A 17,368-nucleotide genomic window follows, 5' to 3' on the forward strand; every position below is an offset into this window, starting at 1 on the left:
GTGTCGGTGCCCTCGAGGATCTTGCGACGCTCGCCGTAGATGATCTCGCGCTGCTTGTTCATGACGTCGTCGTACTCGACGACGTAGCGGCGAGCGTCGAAGTTGTGACCCTCGACGCGTGACTGCGCCCCCTCGATCTGCCGCGACACCATACGGTTCTCGATGGGCACGTCTTCCTCGATGCGCAGCCGGTCCATGATCCCCTGCATCCGTTCGCCGCCGAACACGCGCATGAGGTCGTCCTCGAAGGAGAGGAAGAAGCGGGTCTCGCCGGGGTCGCCTTGGCGACCGGCACGCCCGCGCAGCTGGTTGTCGATGCGGCGCGACTCGTGGCGCTCAGTGCCGATGATGTACAGACCGCCGGCGGCGGCCACGCCGTCACCGAGCACGATGTCGGTGCCACGACCGGCCATGTTGGTGGCGATGGTCACTGAGCCACGCTGACCGGCGTCGGCGACGATCTGGGCCTCGCTCTCGTGGAACTTGGCGTTGAGCACGCTGTGGGGAATACCGTTCTTCTCCAGCAGGCGTGAGAGTCGCTCGCTCTTCTCGATGCTTGTGGTGCCTACGAGCACGGGCTGGCCGATCTTGTTGCGTTCGGCGATCTCGTCACCGACCGCTTTGAACTTCGCCTCCTCATTCTTGTAGATGAGGTCGGTGCCGTCGTCGCGGATCATCGGCTGGTTGGTGGGGATCGGCACCACCTCGAGCTTGTAGATCTTGTCGAACTCCTCAGACTCGGTGAGCGCCGTCCCGGTCATACCGGACAGCTTGTCGTAGAGGCGGAAGAAGTTCTGGAACGTGATCGTCGCCAGGGTGATGTTCTCCTGCTGGACCTTCACGCCCTCCTTGGCCTCGATGGCCTGGTGCAGACCGTCGGACCAGCGGCGGCCAGGCATGGTGCGCCCGGTGAACTCGTCGACGATGATCACCTCGCCCTCGCGCACGATGTATTCACGGTCGCGCAGGTAGAGTGCGTTCGCCTTCAGCGCCTGGTTGATCTGGTGGGCCTCGGTGACGTGCTCGAGCTCGTACACGTTGGTGATGCCAGTCCACTTCTCGATCTTGGCAACGCCCTCCTCGGTGAGCGCTGCCGACTTCGACTTCTCATCGATCGTGTAGTCGTCCTCGGCGACCAGGCGCGGGATCAGACGCGCATATGTGTAGTACTTCTCGGTGGGCTCGTTGCCCTGCCCGCTGATGATCAGCGGGGTGCGCGCCTCGTCGACAAGGATCGAGTCGACCTCGTCGACGATCGCGTAGTGGAGATGGCGCTGGACGCAGCGGTCGAGCGACTGCGCCATGTTGTCGCGCAGGTAGTCGAAGCCCAGCTCGTTATTGGTTGCGTAGGTGATGTCGGCGGCGTACGCCTCGCGCCGCGTGCACGGGCGCAGGTGCTGCAGCCGCGCGTCCGGATGGGTCTCATCGAGATAGTCGGGATCGTAGATGTAGCCGAAGTCCGGGTTGTCGACGGGACCGGGCACGATCACCGCGACCGACATCCCGAGCGCTGTGTAGACCGGCGCGTTCCAGCCTGCGTCGCGGCGGGCCAGGTAGTCGTTGACCGTGACCAGGTGGGCGCCTCGCCCCTCCAGCGCGTTGAGGTACAGCGCCAGCGTCGCCACCAACGTCTTGCCCTCGCCCGTGCGCATCTCGGCGATCTTTCCCTGGTGGAGCACAATGCCCCCGATCAGCTGCACGTCGTAATGGCGCATGCCCAGCGTCCGCCGGGCCGCCTCGCGAACCACCGCGAAAGCCTCGGGGAGGAGGTCATCGAGCCCGCGGCGCCGCTCGCCGGCGCGCTCGGCGGCCTCCTTGCGGGCGTATTCCGCCTCGACGTCCTCCTCGTCGTCGCCCGTGAGCCCCTGGGTGAAGGTCTGACCGAACGTGAGGTCCGGTCCGGCCACGCCGAGGCGAGCGCGGAACTCCTCGGTCTTGGCGCGCAGCTCGGCGTCGCTCAGCGCCTGCATCTCGGGCTCGAGCGCGTTGGTCCGGTCGACGGCGCCGCGATGGCGCTTGATCTCGCGGTTGATCGGGTCGCCGAGAATCTTGGTGAGCACGGGCATCAGGAGTTCAATTCTCGCAGGCCATCGGCGCGCGAGCGCGTCGGCTACAGCACCGCAGCAAGAACCGCGACCTCGACGTGGGCGGCTCCGGCGTCGAGAAGCGCGCTCTTGGCGGCGTTCGACGTCGCCCCAGTGGTGAGCACGTCGTCGACCACCCACAGGCGCTTCCCGTCGACGTCCGCGTTCGCGGCGAACGCGCCCGCGACGCTGCCCTGGCGCGCCGCGCGGTCCAGCGTGCTCTGCGGGGGCGTCTCCCTCGCCCGCTCCAACAGGTCGGCGATCGGGAGGCGGTGGAAGTCGGCGAAGGCCGCGGCCACCACCCTCGCCTGGTTGTAACCCCGTTCGGCGAGGCGGCGCCCGGAGAGCGGCACAGGGACGACCAGGGCGCCGACCGGCGGCGTGAGCCGGGAGGCGCCGAGCCAGGACAGGGCGCGGAGGGCGGTGCGGCAGTCGCGGAACTTGCCGTGGTGGAGGATCAGGCGCACCTCGTCGTCGTACACGAAGGCGGCGCGAGCGCCGGCGATGAGCGGGGTTGGGAACGCCTCCAGGAAGGCGGTGCACGCCTCGCAGAGCACGTGGCCGGCGTCTCCGCAACCGGCGCAGCGAGCCGGTGCCAGGCAATCGAGGACCGCGGTGCACCCCCGGGACAGCCACTCATACATTTCTGTGTAAGTATGCGGCCTGTTGGCCAGCGCCCCCTGGGTGCGCGCACAATGCGGAAGCCATGCAGCGGGAGTTGCTCAATGAACGGACGATGTGGTTCCCCCGCACCCGACACATACGGGTGCGCCGCTGGTGGCGGACCATGCGGCACCTTGCGGGCGCCGTGCGCCGATCGCGCCTGCGTCGTGTCTCCACGCTCCGGATGAACGGCCCGGGTGATGATCCCGGGGCAGCAGGCGCGGGATGGCCGGCACCGATTATCCCGGCGCCGCCATCCCTCTTGGCGGCGGCCGCTGTTGGCCTCCCCTCCGATCCGGCTGTTCCGCCGGACGCGCGCTTCAACCGACGGCGCCCGAGCTCGCGTTAAGTCGTCCAGCCGGCCGGTCGCCTCGCTCACCTGACGCTGACTGTCGCCATAGGCGGTTGACGGACGCTGCCATCCACGATAACCTGATCATATGGTCAAGTCTATCGGTCAGGCTTCAGCTACGGCCAAGCCGCTCGGTCGCCAGCGGCGACCAGGGAGACCCATGGCGGCGCACGCGATCCTGGCATCCGCATCGCCACCCGCCGTGCGCGCACGGCGCCACCGCCCCAACGAAGCCGGTGATCGCATGCGCACGCGCATCGTCGACGCGGCTCTCCAGGCCCTGAGAAGGGACGGGTACGCCGGGGTTTCGGTCCGCGCCATCGCGGCCACCGGCGCATTCAGCCCCGCGCTCGTCTTCTATCACTTCGGCAGCGTCGACGCTCTGCTGCTGGCCGTCCTCGACCAGATCAGCGGCGAGCAGCTGGCCCGCTACCAGGCGCGCTTGGGCGACGTCTCGTCGTTGGCGGCGTTGGCTGCGGCGATGGAGGAGCTGTACGGCGAAGACCTGGAGCTCGGTCAGCTCACCGCCGTGCAGGAGATCGTCGGCGCGATGGCATTCGACCCTGCCCTCGGGCCGGAGATCGTCAGTCGCATGCAACCGTGGATGACGTTTGCAGAAGCGCTTGCGCAACGGATCGTGGCCGGCTCTCCGCTCGCCGGTAGGCTCGACCCCGGCGTCATCGGTTCCGCGGTGATCGCCCTCTACATGGGCCTCGAGATCGTCGCCCGGATGCGGGGCGGCGACACCAGCGGGTCGAAGGCGCTGGTGGCGACGCTCACCGAAACCGCTCCCTGGATCGACGGGTTGCTCGGCAAAGGAGTGGCCGCCTCACGTCGACGCAGCACGAAGCGACTGGTGCTCGAATGATGCTCCTGCTTCCCCTTCTCGTCGCGCTCATCGTCCTCCTGGTGCTGCGAGCGAGAAACCGGCGCAACACGCCGGCAGGCGCGCATCAGGCGCCCGTCATCGTGTACGTCGCCGGCAGCATCCTCGCAGGAGGCGCTGCCGCGTTCATCAGCCTCGAGGCGTACTACGGGATCATCGTTGCCGGAGCGACCGGCGTCCTTCTCTTTCAGCGATCTCAGGGGCAACGCTGGTTCTCGCTCGGCGGATTCCTCGTCGGCTTTGGAGCGTGCGCCGCGGGTTTCCTGAGCGCGGCCCTCACCAACCGCGACCCCGCTGTCACGTATGACCCATCCACGATCCCACTCTTCTGGGTGGGTGTTGTTGTCGCCGTGGGTGGGATGGCGACGATCGTTCTGGCCGCTACTCGGCCCCTGCGCAGCAGGATCGGCTAGCGGACACTCCCTGCACGCCACGCCCAGATCAGGACCTGGGAAAGTACATTGAAGCGGAGGTGACGCGACAACGTATCCACGGCGTCAACGACGGATGACGACCGTGTCCCTGGTGCGGGGGATCCGGTGATCGACGCGGTCACTCCGGGACTCGCCGTTCTCGGCGTGCGTCCCTTCACGCGTCGGCGTGCGCGCCACGTTCGCGCCGGCAACGCCCGCCTGGTGGCCATCTCCGGCGCCGCCATCCTCGGGCTCTTGCCGATCCCCTACGCCACCGCCCTCGTCCTCGACACGCTCTGGCGGGTTCACTACTTCAGCTCGCTGCTGCTCATCCCTTTGATCATCGTCACGCTGGCCGGCACGGGCTGGCGCGCGCTCAGGTACTACCGCCGCGACAAGGGCTATCGCGCGGACGGGTCGCCGCACCCGACGCCGCGGTTCACCGCGACGGTTGATGTCCCGACTGCCGTCAGGCGCGGCGGGCACGGGAGCGGCGCCGCCCCTCGTGCATCGCCTGCACGCGGCCTGATGGGATCGCCCTCCCCTCTTCGACGAGCGCGGGCGGCAACGGCTGCGCGGGGGGCATGTTCGCCACCCAGGGGTCGCGTTTCCCGAGGAGCGGCAGCGCGGTGTGCACAGTGAAGTCGCCCGGCGCCACACGGTCGAGCTCATCCCAGCCCACAGGAAAGGACACGGGTGTCCCGGCCCGCAGTCGCGGGCTGTATGCGGCCACCACGGTGGCGGCGCCGACGCGGGTTGCATCGACGAAGACGCGGCCGCCGCGGTCCTCCTTCATGAAGGCCGTGGTGGCCAGGCTCGGGTCGAGGCGCTCGGCACGCGCCGCGATCGCTCGTGTCGCTGCCGCCGCTTCCTCGACCGGCGCACCCCCGGCGATCGGCACGAAGACGTGCACGCCCTTCGCACCGCTGGTCTTGGCCGCTCCCTCGAAGGCGGCGTCGGCGAGCGCCTGGCGAACCAGGTACGCAGCCCGAACCGCCATCGGGAACGAATCGGCGTCCGGCGGGTCCAGGTCCAGCACCAGGTGCGTCACGCGGTCGGGAGTCGCGGCCGTGGTGAGGGCGGGGTGGTACTCGACGGCACGCTGGTTGGCGAACCAGAGCAGGGCGCGGCGGTCGTTGCACAGTGCGTACGTGACCTCCCGCTTCGAGGATTCCGCCCACGAGCTGACCCGCTCGATCCACTCGGGGGCATAGGTCGGAAGGTTCTTCTGCATGAACGCCTCCTGCCCGCGGTGCACCCGGATCACAGAAAGGGCCCGGTCACGCAGCACAGGAAGAAGACGACCGGCCACACCATCGAGGTAGTCGACGAGGTCACGCTTGGTGGCCTTCGCGCCCTCAAACAGAGGGTCGTCGAGGTTGGTGAGCCGAACGCCCTCTCGCTCATCGCCCCCTGCGCTAGGTGCTCTTGCCATGACCCTCCTGGCGATCATCGCGGACTGGCCACCCACCGCACCATCGAGCGTGTATACCCGTGGCTGACATGGACCTCCTCCACGAGCGCCTGCGCAGCCAGCACCTGCTCGGGTCCCCGCCTGCCACCCCCGCCGACGTCGTGCGCCACCTCGTGGCGGTCCAATCCCAGGACTACCCCGCCTCCAGGTGGGCCGTCGCCCAGCGCACCCCCAACCTCGCCGGCGCCCATGTCGACGACGCGCTTAGCAATGGATCCATCCTGCGCACCCACGTGCTGCGGCCGACCTGGCACCTCGTCACCCCCGAGGACATCCGCTGGATGCTTCTCCTCACGGCACCACGCGTGAAAGCGCTGATGGCCTACGGCTACCGCAGGTCCGGCGTCGATGCCGCCATGCTCGCCAAGAGCAACCGCGTTGTCGCCGCGGCCCTGCGCCGGGGTCCCCTCACCCGTATCGAGCTGGGCGACGCGCTTCGACACGAGGGCATCGAGCCGCGCTTCGACAACCGGCTTGCTCACCTGATGATCGGCGCCGAGCTCGACGCCATCGTCTGCAGCGGGCCGCTGCTCGGCAAGCAGCACACCTACGCGCTGCTCGACGAGGTGGTGCCACCGGCTCCGGCCAAGGACCGCGCGACCGCGCTGGCCGTGCTCGCCGGGCGCTACTTCACCAGCCACGGGCCCGCCACCATCAAGGACTTCGCGTGGTGGTCGGGCCTGTCCATCGCTGACGCGACGAGCGGTGCCAACACCGCACAGCCACAGACGGAATGTACCGAGGTGGCCGGCCGCACCTACTGGTTCGCGCCCACCGCAGAGCGGGCAGGTGGGGCCGCCCCGACTGCGCATCTCCTCCCCGACTTCGACGAGTACACCGTGGCGTATGCGGACCGCACGCATCTCATCGATGCCGCCGACCTCCACCACATGCCCAGCCGCATGGACGTGATCTCCAACAACGTCCTCGTCGTCAACGGTCGCGTGGTCGGCAGCTGGAAGCGCGCCATCGAGCAGGGCACGCTACGAGTCACGGTCACACCATTCCAGGAGCTGACCAAGCGCGCGCGCGCCGCCATCGCCACCGCAGCCGCGCGCTACGCAGCGTTCCTCCAGCTTCCACTCCTGCTGGAGGTTCAGCCCCCACCCTGACGAAGCGACGCCATGTCGATGACGAAACGGTAGCGCACGTCGCTGCGCATGGTCCGCTCGTACGCCTCGTTGATGTCCTGGATGCGAATCGCCTCGATGTCCGAGGCGATGCCGTGCTCGGCGCAGAAGTCGAGCATCTCCTGGATCTCGCGGATCCCGCCGATCACCGAGCCGGCAAGACGGCGGCGCTTGTTGATGAGCGCTCCCGGCTCCAGCGTGGACGCATCGGGGAGCCCCACGATCACCATGGTGCCGTCACGGCGGAGCAGCCGCAGGTACGCGTTGTAGTCGTGCGTTGCCGACACGGTGTCGAGAATGAAGTCAAAGCGGCCAGCGTTCTTGTCGAAAACGTCGTCGTCAGCTGTGGCCTCGAAGTCGTCCGCGCCAAGCCGCAGAGCGTCCTCCTTCTTGCCCGGAGAATGGCTGAGCACGGTGACCCCCGCGCCCATTGCCTTGAGGAACTTCACGCCCATGTGGCCGAGGCCGCCGAGGCCCAGCACCGCCGCCTCGCGGGCCTGGTCGCCTCCGAAGTGGCGGATCGGCGAGTACGTGGTGATCCCAGCGCACAGCAGCGGCGCCGCACCGTCGAGCGGGATGCCGTCGGGGATGCTCAGCACGTAGTTCTCGTCGACGACGATGCGTTCCGAGTAGCCACCGTACGCCGGGGTTTGGCCGTCGCGTTCGAGCCCGTTGTAGGTGACCGTCATCCCCTCGACGCAGTACTGCTCCTCCCCCGCCAGGCAGGGCTCGCACTTACGGCAGGAGTCGACGAACACGCCAACGCCGACGGTCTGCCCGACCCCCCACCGGCTCACGTCCGCGCCCACGCTCGCCACCGTCCCCACGATCTCGTGCCCGGGCACCATCGGGAAGATCGATTCTCCCCACTCATCGCGCGCCTGGTGGATGTCGCTGTGGCACACACCGCAGTGGAGGATGTCGATGACCACGTCGTGCGGACGCGGGTCGCGACGTTCGAAGTCGAAGGGGCCGAGCGGCGTCGTCGGGTCGGTCGCAGCGTAGCCGCGGGTGGGAATCATCGGCCCATCCTACGGACCAGACACCGCGGTCCGACTCGGTCAGGCTGCTGCCGGCCCCGTCTCCACCATGCGCACCAGCACGCCCGCGGCGATCCCGGAGCGCGCGGCAGTTCCGGCAGGCAGCTCGATGGCTGCCTTGGCGCCGCGCACCAGGCTGCTCGGCCGCCACGGCCGGATCGAATCGAGCACGCGCACCACCCGGCCGTCGCCGTCGACGAACACCACGTCGAGCGCGAAGCGCATGAAGAACATGTGGATCGAATTGCACGGCCTGATCGCCAGGCCGTGGCCGGCGGGCAGCTCGCTGCGGAACATGAGGCCCATGAAGCGCGACCAGAGGGTGTTGGCCACCTCGACGTGCTCCGCGACGATCGTTCCGGTCTCTGTCTCCAGTCGGTACAGCTGTGCCATCGGCACGATGGTACGGGCGATCCGGGTGCGCAGACGACGAACTGAGCACCCTCCGGTACAGTGGTTGCGATGAGCAACCAAGAGGTCGAGATCCATGTCGACCCCCTGTGTCCGTGGTGCTGGCTGACAGCGCTGTGGCTGTTCGAGGTCGAACGGGTGCGCCCGATCATCATCACCACCAAGCTGTTCTCGCTCGCCGAGATCAACCGCGCCCATGCTGAGGCAGAGCACGCTGCGGCGCTCAAGGCCGGCGAGGACGCCCTACGGGTCATGGTCGCCGCCCGCCGCGCCGGCGGCGAGAAGGCGGTACGGGCCACCTACGTCGCCCTCGGCGAGGCCAACCACGAGCGGTCCGAGAACCTCGGCGCCATCGATGTCCTCCGGGCGGCGGTCAGCTCTGCCGGCCTCGAGGCGAGCGTCGCCGAGGAGGCCGTCGCCGACCCGAGCACGCTGGACGAACTCCTTGCCGAGCATGGCGCCGCGGTCGAGCGCGGAGCCTTCGGCGTGCCCACGCTCAGCATCGACGGCGGCCCCGCCTTCTTCGGCCCCATCGTCGACACCAGGATCACCGGCGAGGAGGCCGGCGAGCTCTGGGACAAGGTGGCGCCCGTGCTCGTCGAGCCGCGCCTCTTCGAGCTCAAGCGCACCCGCACCGGTAAAGCCGAGGTGGGCCGCCATCGCGAGAGGATTGCGGCCGTCCACTGACCCGATCGCTGCAAAGGGTTCGATGGCGCGGCGGGGGGGATAATCGGACCATGACCCAGCCGGCCGTGTCGATCACGCTGTCGCGAGTCCGGCTCGCCATCGCCGGTGTTGCCGTCATCGCGGTCGCCGAGATCGCCGGCGGGCTGGCCTCGGGCTCACTCGCGCTGCTCAGCGACGCCGGCCACCTGGTCACCGACTCGGCGACCCTCGGGCTCACCTGGTATGCGGTCTCGCGCAGCCGCCGTCCCGCCGGCGCCAGGCACACCTTCGGGCATCACCGCGGCGGCATCGTCGTCGCCGCCCTCAACGGGGCGGTGCTCGTGGTGATCGCGGCGGTCATCGCCGCCGGCGCCATCACCCGCCTCCAGCATCCCGCTGCCGTGGCGGCGGTGCCCGTTCTCGTGATCGGCGCGCTCGCTCTCGCCGGCAACCTGGCTATCGCCGTGCTCCTGCGTGGCGCCGGTGGCGGGCTCGGCGTGCAGAGCGCCGCGCTCCACGTCATCGCCGACGTGCTCACTGACGCGGCGGTCGTGGTCGGGGCGCTGGCGCTGCTCCTTCTGGGCTGGACGCGTGCCGACGCCGCTGTCTCCCTGCTCATAGCCGCGCTGGTCTTCGTCGGTGCCCTGGGACTGCTGCGCGAGGCGCTGCATATCCTCAACGAGGGGACGCCGCGCGACCTCAACCCGGAGGCGGTGCGAACCCGGATCGCCTCCCTGCCCGGCATCGACGGCGTGCACGACCTCCACATCTGGTCACTCGACCGCGAGCATCGGGCCCTCTCAGCCCACGTCATCGTCGGCGATCGTTCACTCGGCGAGGTCACCGCCATGATGCGCTCGGTCGAGCTCGTCCTCTGCGAGGAGTTCGGCATCGAGCACGTCACTGTGCAGCCCGAGTGCCCGTCGTGTTCTGCGGAGGCTCCGCTCTACTGCAACATCGAGGGACACCACGAGCTCGTCCACGAGGCGGCGCGCGGGGCCCGGTAGCTTCAGTCAGGCGCTGGGAAGCCGGCGCGCACCTCGGTGCCCTCGCCCACCACGCTGCGCACCTCGAGGTGGCCATCCTCGATCTCGGCTCGCTGCCGCATTGTCAGCAGCCCGAGCCCCGTGCTGCGCCCCAGCCGCGCCTCGGTGGCGGGGACGTCGAAGCCCTCGCCGTCGTCGAGCACCACCACCGCCGCCCGCTGCGGCTGGAACAGCAGGGCCACCTCGATGGTGCTCGCATGACCGTGGGCGAGCGCGTTGGCGAGAGCCTCCTGGACGATCCGGAAGAGGGCCACCTCGACGCCCGCGCGCAGGCGGCGGGGCGCGCCGAGCACAACGATCGCGGCGCTCACGGTCGCATCGAGATCGCCGACGAGCCGCCGCAATGACGCCACCAGCCCTTCGTCGCTGAGGTCGTCCGGGTGCAGCCGGAACACCACCCGCTGGAGCTGGCGCAGCGCTTCGTCGGTGGAGCGACGGCAGCTGGCCGCGCCGGCAACGGCCGCGGCTGGGTCGCGCGACACCGCGTGGCCGATCAACTCGGTGTGTAGCGCGGCATCGGCGAGGAGCTGCATTGGGCCCTCGAAGATGTCCTGGGCCATGCTGTCGTGGTCCTTGTCGATGAGGTGGAAGAGCTGGCGCACCGCCTGGTTGGCAGCGGCGCCGGGCCCGTCGATCGAGGCCCCCTCGAAGGTGGCGATCCCCGCCAGCGATTTCTTCAGCTTGGCGAGGATGGCGCGCTGCGCGCGGAGCTCGTCGATGCGCCCGCGCAAGCAGACAATGCGCTCGTCGACCGCGGCCAGCTCGGTGCGCAGATCGAGGCCCTCCTCGAGCCGCTGGCGATACTGCCCGCCGCTTCCCCGGGTGAGGCGCTGGACAATGGCCTGGTGGTTGGCGTCATACGGCTTGAGCCGGGTGCGCACCTCGTCGCGCTCGGCGCCGGCCGCGGAGTGAGCGGCCTCGAGGCGTTCGATGAGGTCGTCAATGTCCGTGGCCCGCCCGTCCACACCGTAGCGCAGCCCCACCAGCGGCGACCTCGCCACCCGCACGTCGAGGGTGAATGGTGGCGCCGAGAGCTCAGCTGTCACGATCAACCTTCCTGAACTGATTGCAGCGATGGGCCGACGTCAGTCTACGCCGCCGGCACGCCGCTCGCCACAGAGCACCCGAGGAGCGCCGGCTAGCCGAGGCCGTGCGGTGCGGTGCGGCCCCGGCTGCCATCAGCTGGCGGACGAGAACGTCGTTCCCGCACCGCCGACACCGACCGGGCCGTCCCCGTCCCGCCGAAGTTCCAGTAGAAGTCGAGCGAGTTGCCGGGACCCTGCACGGCGACGGCCGGGTTCTGGCCATCTGTCGCCTTGGAAGCGATGGCGGGCACCGAGAACGCGGTGCCCGCTCCCCCGAGGCCCAGCGGGCCATTCCAGTCGTTTGCCCTGCCATTAGAAGAACAGCGAGTTCGACGGGCCGATCGCGGCCGCGGCGGTCACGGACAGTAGAAATGCTTTTGCGTCGACCGCTTCAGCGGCGCATGAAGCGCAGCCGGATGAGGTCGAGCAAGACCATCCCGGAGTCGCGCAGGGCGCTCACCCGGGAGTCTTCGCGATGGCTCCAGCGCACCGGCACCTCGGCGATCTCCCAGCCCCTGCGGCGGGCACGCAACAGTGCCTCGGCATCGAAGCCGAAGCCCTTGGTGCGCAGCGGCTCGAAGCAGGCCACCGCGGCTTCGGCGGTGAACACCTTGAACCCGCATTGGGTGTCGTGCAGGCCGGGCAGCACGATCAACTGAACGAGCCGGTTGTAGGTGCGGCCCATCATCTCCCGCCTCCCCGGCTGGTGCACGTCGATGGTGGCGCCGGGCACCGCGCGCGAGGCGATGGCCACCTGGCAGGCACCGCTGAGGCGGACGCGCAGGCGGGGCAGTTCCTCGATGGGCGTGCTCAGGTCGGCATCGGTGAAGAGGCGGTGCTCACCGCGTGCCGCAAGCATGCCCGCACGCACGGCCGCGCCCTTGCCCTGGTTGCGCTCCAGCGCCACCAACGAGAGCTGCGCCCAGCTCTCGGTCGCGGCGCGCACATACTCGACGGTGCTGTCGATGCTGCCGTCGTCCGCGACGATCACCTCGTACGCCTCAGCGGCGGTGTCGAGGTACTCGCGGATGCGCTCCAGAGTGGCCGGGATGCGCTCCCGCTCGTTATACGCCGGGATCACGACGCTGATCACCGCCGCGCCTCACGGCGTTCCAGGAACCAGAACCGGGGCAGCGCCAGTTGGCGGCGCCAGCGACTCGGCTCATGGGCGAGCCGCCACAGCCATTCCAGCCCGGCCTGGCGCACGAGCGCGGGCGCGCGCCTGGCCGTCCCCGCGAGGTAGTCGAGGGTGCCGCCAACCCCGATGCCGACGTGCCCGTGCATGCCCTCGAGGTGATCGCGCAGGAAGCGCTCCTGGCGGCCCGCGCCGTATGCCGCCGCCACCACTGCCGGCTCGGTGGCGCCCACCCGCGCGGCGGTGGCAGCGGTGGGATCGCCGCCGTCGGCGACCACGTCCAGCCCGGGGTGGCGGCGGCGGAGCACCTCGGCAGCGCGCTCGGCAACGCCCGGGCCGGCGCCGACCAAGGCGACACGATGACCGAGCGACCGCGCGTGCGGAAGGTACGCCTCGAGCAGGTCGGCACCTCCGACGCGCTCCGCCCTGCGGAAGCCGCGGCGGCGCAGCGCGCGGACCAGGCCGACCCCGTCGGGGACGATCAAGGCAGCCGACTCCAGGAGCGCCCCAAAGCTCGGTTCACGCCGCGCTCGCATGAGGATCTCCGGGTTGAGGGTGACCACCAGCGCCGGCTGCCCGCCCGCCGACGCCAGCAGCTCAAGCAGCCGCTCCACCGCAGTGCCCATGTCCACGACGTCGACCGGGCAGCCGAGCACGCGCGTGCGCGTGGTGAGAGGCATTGCGGCAATCTAGCAGGAGATCGGCGCCCTCCCCGCTGCCGTGTCGCAGCCGAGACAATCAGGCCTGTGACACGCCTTCTGCTCGCCCACGGCGCCTCCGGTGACGCCACCTCGATGCGCGCCCACGTCACCGGCCTGCGCAAGCGCGGGATCGACGCCACCGCCGTTGACCTACCCCGCGGCCGTGCCGAACGCGCGCTGCCGGTGTACGCCGGCCTCCTGGCCGAGGTCGGCGCGCCCGCTGTCATCGGCGGCCACTCGTACGGAGGACGGGTGGCCAGCATGCTGGCAGCGTCCGACGAGGCGGGGATGGTCGCCGGGCTGGTGCTGCTCAGCTACCCCCTCCACCGCCCGGGCCACGCCGAGGAGCAGCGCACCGAGCACTGGCCACAGATCGCCTGCCCGGTGCTTCTGTCAGCGGGACGTCGGATCCCTTCGCCCGCGAGGAGCTGATGCGCCACGCGGTGCATCGTCTGCCCGACGCGCGCCTGGTGATGTACCAGCGAGTGGGGCACGGCCTGGCACCGGTGCTCCACGACGCTCTCGACCAGGTGGCCGCCTTCGTGAAGGAACTGAGCGACTAGCGCTTCGTGTACTGAGGCGCCTTGCGGGCCCGCTTGAGCCCGTACTTCTTGCGTTCCTTCTCGCGCGGATCGCGAGTCAGCAAGCCGGCCTTCTTCAGCGCCGGGCGCAGCTCCGCGTCCGCTGAGACGAGTGCGCGCGCGATGCCGTGGCAGATCGCTCCCGCCTGGCCGGCGACGCCGCCGCCCTCCACCTTGATGCTGGCCACGAAGCGTCCGAGGTTGTCAGTGACGCGCAGCGGCTGGGTGACCACGGTCTCGAGGTCGCGGCGGCCGAAGTACTCGCTCGGCGAGCGGCCGTTGATGACCAGGAGGCCGTCACCGGGGACGAGGCGCACCCGCGCGACCGCGCTCTTGCGCCGCCCGGTGCCGTAGTAGTAGTGCTCGCTAGTTGCTGGCAAGCTTGATCTCTCCGAGTTCGCCGAAGCTGATCGGCTTGGGCTGCTGCGCGGCGTGCTGGTGCTCAGGCCCGGGGTACACGCGCAGCCGCTTGAGCATCTCCGCGCCGAGCGTGTTGTGCTGGAGCATGCCGCGCACCGCGTGGATGATCGGGTACGTCGGGTCGCGCTCCATCTGCTCGTCGTAGGTGCGCTCGTGGCGACCGCTAGGGTATCCCGAGTAGCGGTCGTACGTCTTGAGCGTGCGCTTGCGGCCGGTGACCACGATGTCGCGCGCGTTGATCACCACCACGTGCTCGCCGGTGTTGAGGTGGGGGGTGAACTGCGGGCGGTGTTTGCCGCGCAGGATGCGCGCGATGTTGACCGCCAGGCGCCCCAGTGTCTGGCCGCGCGCGTCCACCAGGTACCACGTGTCGGTCAGCGTGCCCGGCTTGGCGGTGTACGTCCGCTGCGAGGTCTGGGTCATGTGTTGGTCTCCGCCGCCGGCGCCGCCGGGTAGGTCACGCTCCACTGGTGCAGCCCGCGGGCCGGAGCAACGGTGACCGTGGCGCGATCCGTGGGCCCGTCGAGCATGGCGGCGACGTCCTCCACGCTCATCCGGCCGCGGCCCACCGCGACCAGCGCACCGGCGACGGCGCGCATCATGCCGTACAGGAATGCGTCGGCGCTCACCTCGATGACGTGCGCCGGGATCTCGTCGGCCACCGGCGCGGTGACGCGGCGGACCTCGGCGCGCTCGACGGTGCGCACCGTGCTCCCACCCTCGCGCGGCGACCGCCCGAACGCGGCGAAATCATGGCGGCCAACGAGCAGCGCGCAGGCGGCGCGCATCGCGGCGGCGTCGAGGTCGCCGCTCACCTGCCACGCATGGCGGCGCAGCAACGGAGCGCGCTCGCGGCGCGACACCACCACGTACCGGTAGGTCCGGTTGAGCGCGTCGTAGCGGGCATTGAAATCGTCACGTGCCGGCTCCGCGTGGCGCACCGCAACGTCGCCGGGTAGTACCGCGTTGAGCGCGCTCGACAGGCGCTCCGCCTCCCACTCGCGCACCAACGGCACGCCGACAACCTGGCCGTGCGAGTGCGCGCCGGCGTCGGTGCGACCGGCGGCGCTCAGCCGGGGCGACTCGCCGGTGACCTGGCGTAAAGCCTCGCGGAGCACCCCCTCGACGGTGCGCACCGACGGTTGGGCCTGCCAGCCGTGAAAGTCGCTGCCATCGTATTCGAGCACGAGCCGGAGCATTGTCACCGCCTCAGTCGACCAGCTCGATGATCGCCAGCGGGGCGGCGTCACCGGGGCGCGGGCCGACGTGGATGATCCGCGTGTAGCCGCCGGGACGATCCTTGAAGCGCGGCACCAGCGTGGTGAAGAGGCGCGCGCTCACCTCGCGGTCGGTGACGTACAGGGCCACCTGGCGCCGCGCGTGCAGGTCGTCCGGCTTGGCGGTGGTGATCACCCGCTCCACCCAGCGGCGCAGCTCCTTGGCGCGCGCCTCTGTCGTCTGGATCCGCCCGTGGCGCAGCAACGAGGTGACCTGGTTGCGGGTCATCGCCTGGCGATGCGCGGCGGTGCGGCCGAACTTCCGTCCGGCGCGGCGGTGACGCACTGGGTCTCTCTCCTACCGGCCGCCGGGCTGGAAGAGGGTCTCGAGCTCCTCGGGGGTGACCATCTGCCGCTCCACCAGCTTCTCGCGGATCTCGTCGAGCGATTTCTGGCCGAAGTTGCGCAGGGTGAGCAGGTCCTCCTGGCGCATCGCCACGAGCTGGCCCACCTTGGTCACGTCGTTGGCCTTGAGGCAGTTGAGCGCGCGCACGCTGAGCTCGAGGTCCTCGATAGGGGTATCGGCGAGCCGGCTGGGCAGGTCGTTGCCGCGCTTCTGGCTCTGCGGGGGCACCGCCAGGTTGTCGCCGAAGCGCACGAAGAGGTCGAGGTGCTGCGTGAACAGAGCGGCGGCCTGGCTCACCGCGTCGACGGGGCTCAGCGTGCTGTCCGTCCAGACCTCGACCACGAGCTTGTCCCACTCGGTCTCCTGGCCGACGCGGGTCTTCTCGATGGTGAAGTTGGCGCGACGCACCGGGGTGAAGATGGCGTCGATGGGGATGACCCCGATCGGCTGGCCCTCGCGCTTGTTCCGCTCGGCGGTGACGTAACCCTTGCCGCGCTCCACGGTGAGGTCCATGCGCAGGTGCGACTTGGGGCCGTCGAGCGTGCAGATGTGCACGTCGGGATTGCGGATCTCGACGTCGCTGCTGGTCTGGATGTCACCGGCGGTGACCTCCTTGGGACCGCGCACGTCGAGCGTGATCCGCACCGGCTCGTCGCTGTGCGAGACCACGTTGATCTCCTTGATGTTGAGGAGGATCTCGGTGACGTCCTCCTTGATGTTGGGGATCGCGGAGAACTCGTGGGCGACGCCGTCGATCGACACCGACGTGATGGCGGCGCCGTTGAGCGACGAGAGCAGGACGCGACGGAGCGAGTTGCCGAGCGTGGTTCCGAAACCGGGCTCGAGCGGCTCGATCTCGAACTTGCCGTAATCGGTGCTGCTTTCGACTTCGCGGACGGCGGGGGCGGCGATCGTGTCAACCATAGGGAGCGGAATGCCTCACAGGGTGCTGGCGTCGCCGGTCAGCGCCGCCAATGGGTTACCAGAATCGGGGATTTCAAGGACCAGGGTTCCACTCGTCATCGCGAGTAAAACTCCACGACCAGCTGCTCATCGATGGTCTGCTCCATTTCGTGGCGCTCGGGAAGGCGCACCACGGTGCCGCGCAGCGCTCCCGAATCCAGGGTCAGCCAGTCGGGAACGGTGCGGCCAGCGAGCAGCTCGCGGGCGTTGACGATGGGAGGCAGCTTGCGGCTGCGCTCACGCACCTCGACGACGTCGCCGGGACGAACCTGGGCCGAGGCCACGTTGATGGTGCGGCCGTTGAGCTGGAAGTGGCGGTGTGAGACGAGCTGGCGCGCTTCGCGGCGCGACGCGGCCAGGCCGAGCCGGTAGACGACGTTGTCGATGCGCCGCTCGAGCTGCTGGAGCAGCACGGTGCCGGTCACCCCGGTGCTCCGGTCGGCGCGGTCGAAGTAGGTGCGGAACTGGGCCTCGAGCACGCCGTACTGACGGCGGGCGCGCTGCTTGGCGCGCAGCTGGATGCCGTAGTCACTGGTCTTGCGGCGGCGCGCCAGGCCGTGCTGGCCGGGAAGCAACGCGTTGCGCTTGTCGAAGGTGCAGTTGGTCAGGCACTTGTTGCCCTTGAGGAAGAGCTTGGTGCCCTCGCGGCGGCAGAGGCGGCAGACGGGTCCTGCCTGATTGGCCATGCTGTAGTC

General features: G+C 69.6%; 22 protein-coding genes. 7 read left to right on the forward strand and 15 right to left on the reverse strand.

What is annotated here, in order from left to right; genetic code table 11:
- Window positions 1-2,066: preprotein translocase subunit SecA (gene secA, locus JF886_RS01000; RefSeq protein ID WP_337308709.1), on the reverse strand; the 2,066-nt coding region annotated here is incomplete at its 3' end.
- Between the two features lie 44 nt (window positions 2,067-2,110).
- Complete coding sequence (locus JF886_RS01005; protein WP_337308711.1) at window positions 2,111-2,728, reverse strand: ComF family protein; 618 nt, start codon at window positions 2,726-2,728, stop codon at window positions 2,111-2,113.
- A gap of 531 nt (window positions 2,729-3,259) precedes the next feature.
- Between JF886_RS01005 and JF886_RS01010 the strand changes: the two genes are divergently transcribed.
- Window positions 3,260-3,967, forward strand: coding sequence for a TetR/AcrR family transcriptional regulator (locus JF886_RS01010; RefSeq protein ID WP_337308713.1), 708 nt, complete (start codon window positions 3,260-3,262; stop codon window positions 3,965-3,967).
- Complete coding sequence (locus tag JF886_RS01015) at window positions 3,967-4,398, forward strand: hypothetical protein (protein ID WP_337308715.1); 432 nt, start codon at window positions 3,967-3,969, stop codon at window positions 4,396-4,398. The genes JF886_RS01010 and JF886_RS01015 overlap by 1 nt, the downstream gene beginning before the upstream one ends.
- Window positions 4,399-4,867: 469 nt before the next feature.
- Here the strand turns inward: JF886_RS01015 and JF886_RS01020 are convergent, their stop codons facing one another.
- The gene (locus JF886_RS01020) at window positions 4,868-5,833 is read right to left on the reverse strand and encodes a DNA polymerase domain-containing protein (protein WP_337308717.1); all 966 of its coding nucleotides are present in this window, start codon (window positions 5,831-5,833) and stop codon (window positions 4,868-4,870) included.
- A gap of 68 nt (window positions 5,834-5,901) precedes the next feature.
- Between JF886_RS01020 and JF886_RS01025 the strand changes: the two genes are divergently transcribed.
- Window positions 5,902-6,984, forward strand: a complete 1,083-nt coding sequence (locus tag JF886_RS01025) for a winged helix DNA-binding domain-containing protein (RefSeq protein ID WP_337308779.1) — start codon at window positions 5,902-5,904, stop codon at window positions 6,982-6,984.
- On the opposite strand, the gene JF886_RS01030 is transcribed toward JF886_RS01025, so the two are convergent.
- The gene (locus tag JF886_RS01030; RefSeq protein ID WP_337308718.1) at window positions 6,969-8,024 is read right to left on the reverse strand and encodes an NAD(P)-dependent alcohol dehydrogenase; all 1,056 of its coding nucleotides are present in this window, start codon (window positions 8,022-8,024) and stop codon (window positions 6,969-6,971) included. The genes JF886_RS01025 and JF886_RS01030 overlap by 16 nt on opposite strands.
- A 39-nt stretch (window positions 8,025-8,063) precedes the next feature.
- On the reverse strand, window positions 8,064-8,435 hold the full coding sequence (locus JF886_RS01035; protein WP_337308719.1) for a DUF192 domain-containing protein: 372 nt from the start codon (window positions 8,433-8,435) through the stop codon (window positions 8,064-8,066).
- A 69-nt stretch (window positions 8,436-8,504) separates the two neighbouring features.
- Between JF886_RS01035 and JF886_RS01040 the strand changes: the two genes are divergently transcribed.
- Entirely contained in the window at window positions 8,505-9,140 is a 636-nt protein-coding gene (locus tag JF886_RS01040; protein WP_337308720.1) for a DsbA family oxidoreductase, read from the forward strand.
- A 50-nt stretch (window positions 9,141-9,190) separates the two neighbouring features.
- Entirely contained in the window at window positions 9,191-10,126 is a 936-nt protein-coding gene (locus tag JF886_RS01045) for a cation diffusion facilitator family transporter (RefSeq protein WP_337308721.1), read from the forward strand.
- Between the two features lie 2 nt (window positions 10,127-10,128).
- On the opposite strand, the gene JF886_RS01050 is transcribed toward JF886_RS01045, so the two are convergent.
- The 4 genes from JF886_RS01050 to JF886_RS01065 all read right to left on the reverse strand — a co-directional run bounded on the left by JF886_RS01050 (window position 10,129) and on the right by JF886_RS01065 (window position 13,065).
- Window positions 10,129-11,211, reverse strand: coding sequence for a sensor histidine kinase (locus tag JF886_RS01050; RefSeq protein ID WP_337308723.1), 1,083 nt, complete (start codon window positions 11,209-11,211; stop codon window positions 10,129-10,131).
- Window positions 11,212-11,303: 92 nt separating this feature from the next.
- Complete coding sequence (locus tag JF886_RS01055) at window positions 11,304-11,501, reverse strand: hypothetical protein (protein ID WP_337308725.1); 198 nt, start codon at window positions 11,499-11,501, stop codon at window positions 11,304-11,306.
- A gap of 140 nt (window positions 11,502-11,641) precedes the next feature.
- A complete protein-coding gene (locus JF886_RS01060; protein WP_337308727.1) occupies window positions 11,642-12,343 on the reverse strand; it encodes a dolichyl-phosphate beta-glucosyltransferase in 702 nt (233 codons plus the stop codon).
- Window positions 12,340-13,065 (reverse strand): WecB/TagA/CpsF family glycosyltransferase, encoded by a 726-nt coding sequence (locus tag JF886_RS01065; RefSeq protein ID WP_337308729.1) that lies wholly within the window; start codon window positions 13,063-13,065, stop codon window positions 12,340-12,342. The genes JF886_RS01060 and JF886_RS01065 overlap by 4 nt, the downstream gene beginning before the upstream one ends.
- Window positions 13,066-13,131: 66 nt before the next feature.
- Between JF886_RS01065 and JF886_RS01070 the strand changes: the two genes are divergently transcribed.
- Window positions 13,132-13,518, forward strand: coding sequence for an alpha/beta fold hydrolase (locus JF886_RS01070; RefSeq protein ID WP_337308732.1), 387 nt, complete (start codon window positions 13,132-13,134; stop codon window positions 13,516-13,518).
- Window positions 13,518-13,649 (forward strand): hypothetical protein, encoded by a 132-nt coding sequence (locus JF886_RS01075; protein ID WP_337308735.1) that lies wholly within the window; start codon window positions 13,518-13,520, stop codon window positions 13,647-13,649. The genes JF886_RS01070 and JF886_RS01075 overlap by 1 nt, the downstream gene beginning before the upstream one ends.
- Here JF886_RS01075 and rpsI read toward each other — a convergent pair.
- From rpsI to rpsD, 6 genes are all read right to left on the reverse strand, one after another.
- On the reverse strand, window positions 13,646-14,047 hold the full coding sequence (gene rpsI, locus JF886_RS01080) for a 30S ribosomal protein S9 (protein WP_337308737.1): 402 nt from the start codon (window positions 14,045-14,047) through the stop codon (window positions 13,646-13,648). The two genes, JF886_RS01075 and rpsI, sit on opposite strands and share 4 nt — an antisense overlap.
- On the reverse strand, window positions 14,034-14,510 hold the full coding sequence (gene rplM / locus JF886_RS01085; protein WP_337308739.1) for a 50S ribosomal protein L13: 477 nt from the start codon (window positions 14,508-14,510) through the stop codon (window positions 14,034-14,036). Before rplM ends, rpsI begins: the two co-directional genes overlap by 14 nt.
- The gene (gene truA, locus JF886_RS01090; protein WP_337308781.1) at window positions 14,507-15,286 is read right to left on the reverse strand and encodes a tRNA pseudouridine(38-40) synthase TruA; all 780 of its coding nucleotides are present in this window, start codon (window positions 15,284-15,286) and stop codon (window positions 14,507-14,509) included. The genes rplM and truA overlap by 4 nt, the downstream gene beginning before the upstream one ends.
- A 10-nt stretch (window positions 15,287-15,296) precedes the next feature.
- Entirely contained in the window at window positions 15,297-15,650 is a 354-nt protein-coding gene (rplQ, locus tag JF886_RS01095) for a 50S ribosomal protein L17 (RefSeq protein WP_337308741.1), read from the reverse strand.
- A 12-nt stretch (window positions 15,651-15,662) separates the two neighbouring features.
- Window positions 15,663-16,634 carry a DNA-directed RNA polymerase subunit alpha gene (locus tag JF886_RS01100; protein ID WP_337308743.1) on the reverse strand — a complete coding sequence of 324 codons (972 nt, stop codon included), beginning with the start codon at window positions 16,632-16,634 and terminating at the stop codon, window positions 15,663-15,665.
- A gap of 95 nt (window positions 16,635-16,729) precedes the next feature.
- Window positions 16,730-17,359, reverse strand: coding sequence for a 30S ribosomal protein S4 (gene rpsD / locus JF886_RS01105; RefSeq protein ID WP_337308745.1), 630 nt, complete (start codon window positions 17,357-17,359; stop codon window positions 16,730-16,732).
- Window positions 17,360-17,368: the final 9 nt, after the last annotated feature.

The sequence above is a fragment of the Candidatus Aeolococcus gillhamiae genome, assembly GCF_016464765.1.
In the GTDB taxonomy this organism is placed as follows: domain Bacteria; phylum Chloroflexota; class Dormibacteria; order Aeolococcales; family Aeolococcaceae; genus Aeolococcus; species Aeolococcus gillhamiae.

Coding starts and splice junctions, on each gene's coding strand:
- JF886_RS01005 (WP_337308711.1), bottom strand. CDS start 2,728: ATGTATGAGTGGCTGTCCCGGGGGTGCACCGCGGTCCTCGATTGCCTG.
- JF886_RS01010 (WP_337308713.1), top strand. CDS start 3,260: ATGGCGGCGCACGCGATCCTGGCATCCGCATCGCCACCCGCCGTGCGC.
- JF886_RS01015 (WP_337308715.1), top strand. CDS start 3,967: ATGCTCCTGCTTCCCCTTCTCGTCGCGCTCATCGTCCTCCTGGTGCTG.
- JF886_RS01020 (WP_337308717.1), bottom strand. CDS start 5,833: ATGGCAAGAGCACCTAGCGCAGGGGGCGATGAGCGAGAGGGCGTTCGG.
- JF886_RS01025 (WP_337308779.1), top strand. CDS start 5,902: ATGGACCTCCTCCACGAGCGCCTGCGCAGCCAGCACCTGCTCGGGTCC.
- JF886_RS01030 (WP_337308718.1), bottom strand. CDS start 8,024: ATGATTCCCACCCGCGGCTACGCTGCGACCGACCCGACGACGCCGCTC.
- JF886_RS01035 (WP_337308719.1), bottom strand. CDS start 8,435: ATGGCACAGCTGTACCGACTGGAGACAGAGACCGGAACGATCGTCGCG.
- JF886_RS01040 (WP_337308720.1), top strand. CDS start 8,505: ATGAGCAACCAAGAGGTCGAGATCCATGTCGACCCCCTGTGTCCGTGG.
- JF886_RS01045 (WP_337308721.1), top strand. CDS start 9,191: ATGACCCAGCCGGCCGTGTCGATCACGCTGTCGCGAGTCCGGCTCGCC.
- JF886_RS01065 (WP_337308729.1), bottom strand. CDS start 13,065: ATGCCTCTCACCACGCGCACGCGCGTGCTCGGCTGCCCGGTCGACGTC.
- JF886_RS01075 (WP_337308735.1), top strand. CDS start 13,518: ATGCGCCACGCGGTGCATCGTCTGCCCGACGCGCGCCTGGTGATGTAC.
- rplM (WP_337308739.1), bottom strand. CDS start 14,510: ATGACCCAGACCTCGCAGCGGACGTACACCGCCAAGCCGGGCACGCTG.
- truA (WP_337308781.1), bottom strand. CDS start 15,286: ATGCTCCGGCTCGTGCTCGAATACGATGGCAGCGACTTTCACGGCTGG.
- JF886_RS01100 (WP_337308743.1), bottom strand. CDS start 16,634: ATGGTTGACACGATCGCCGCCCCCGCCGTCCGCGAAGTCGAAAGCAGC.
- rpsD (WP_337308745.1), bottom strand. CDS start 17,359: ATGGCCAATCAGGCAGGACCCGTCTGCCGCCTCTGCCGCCGCGAGGGC.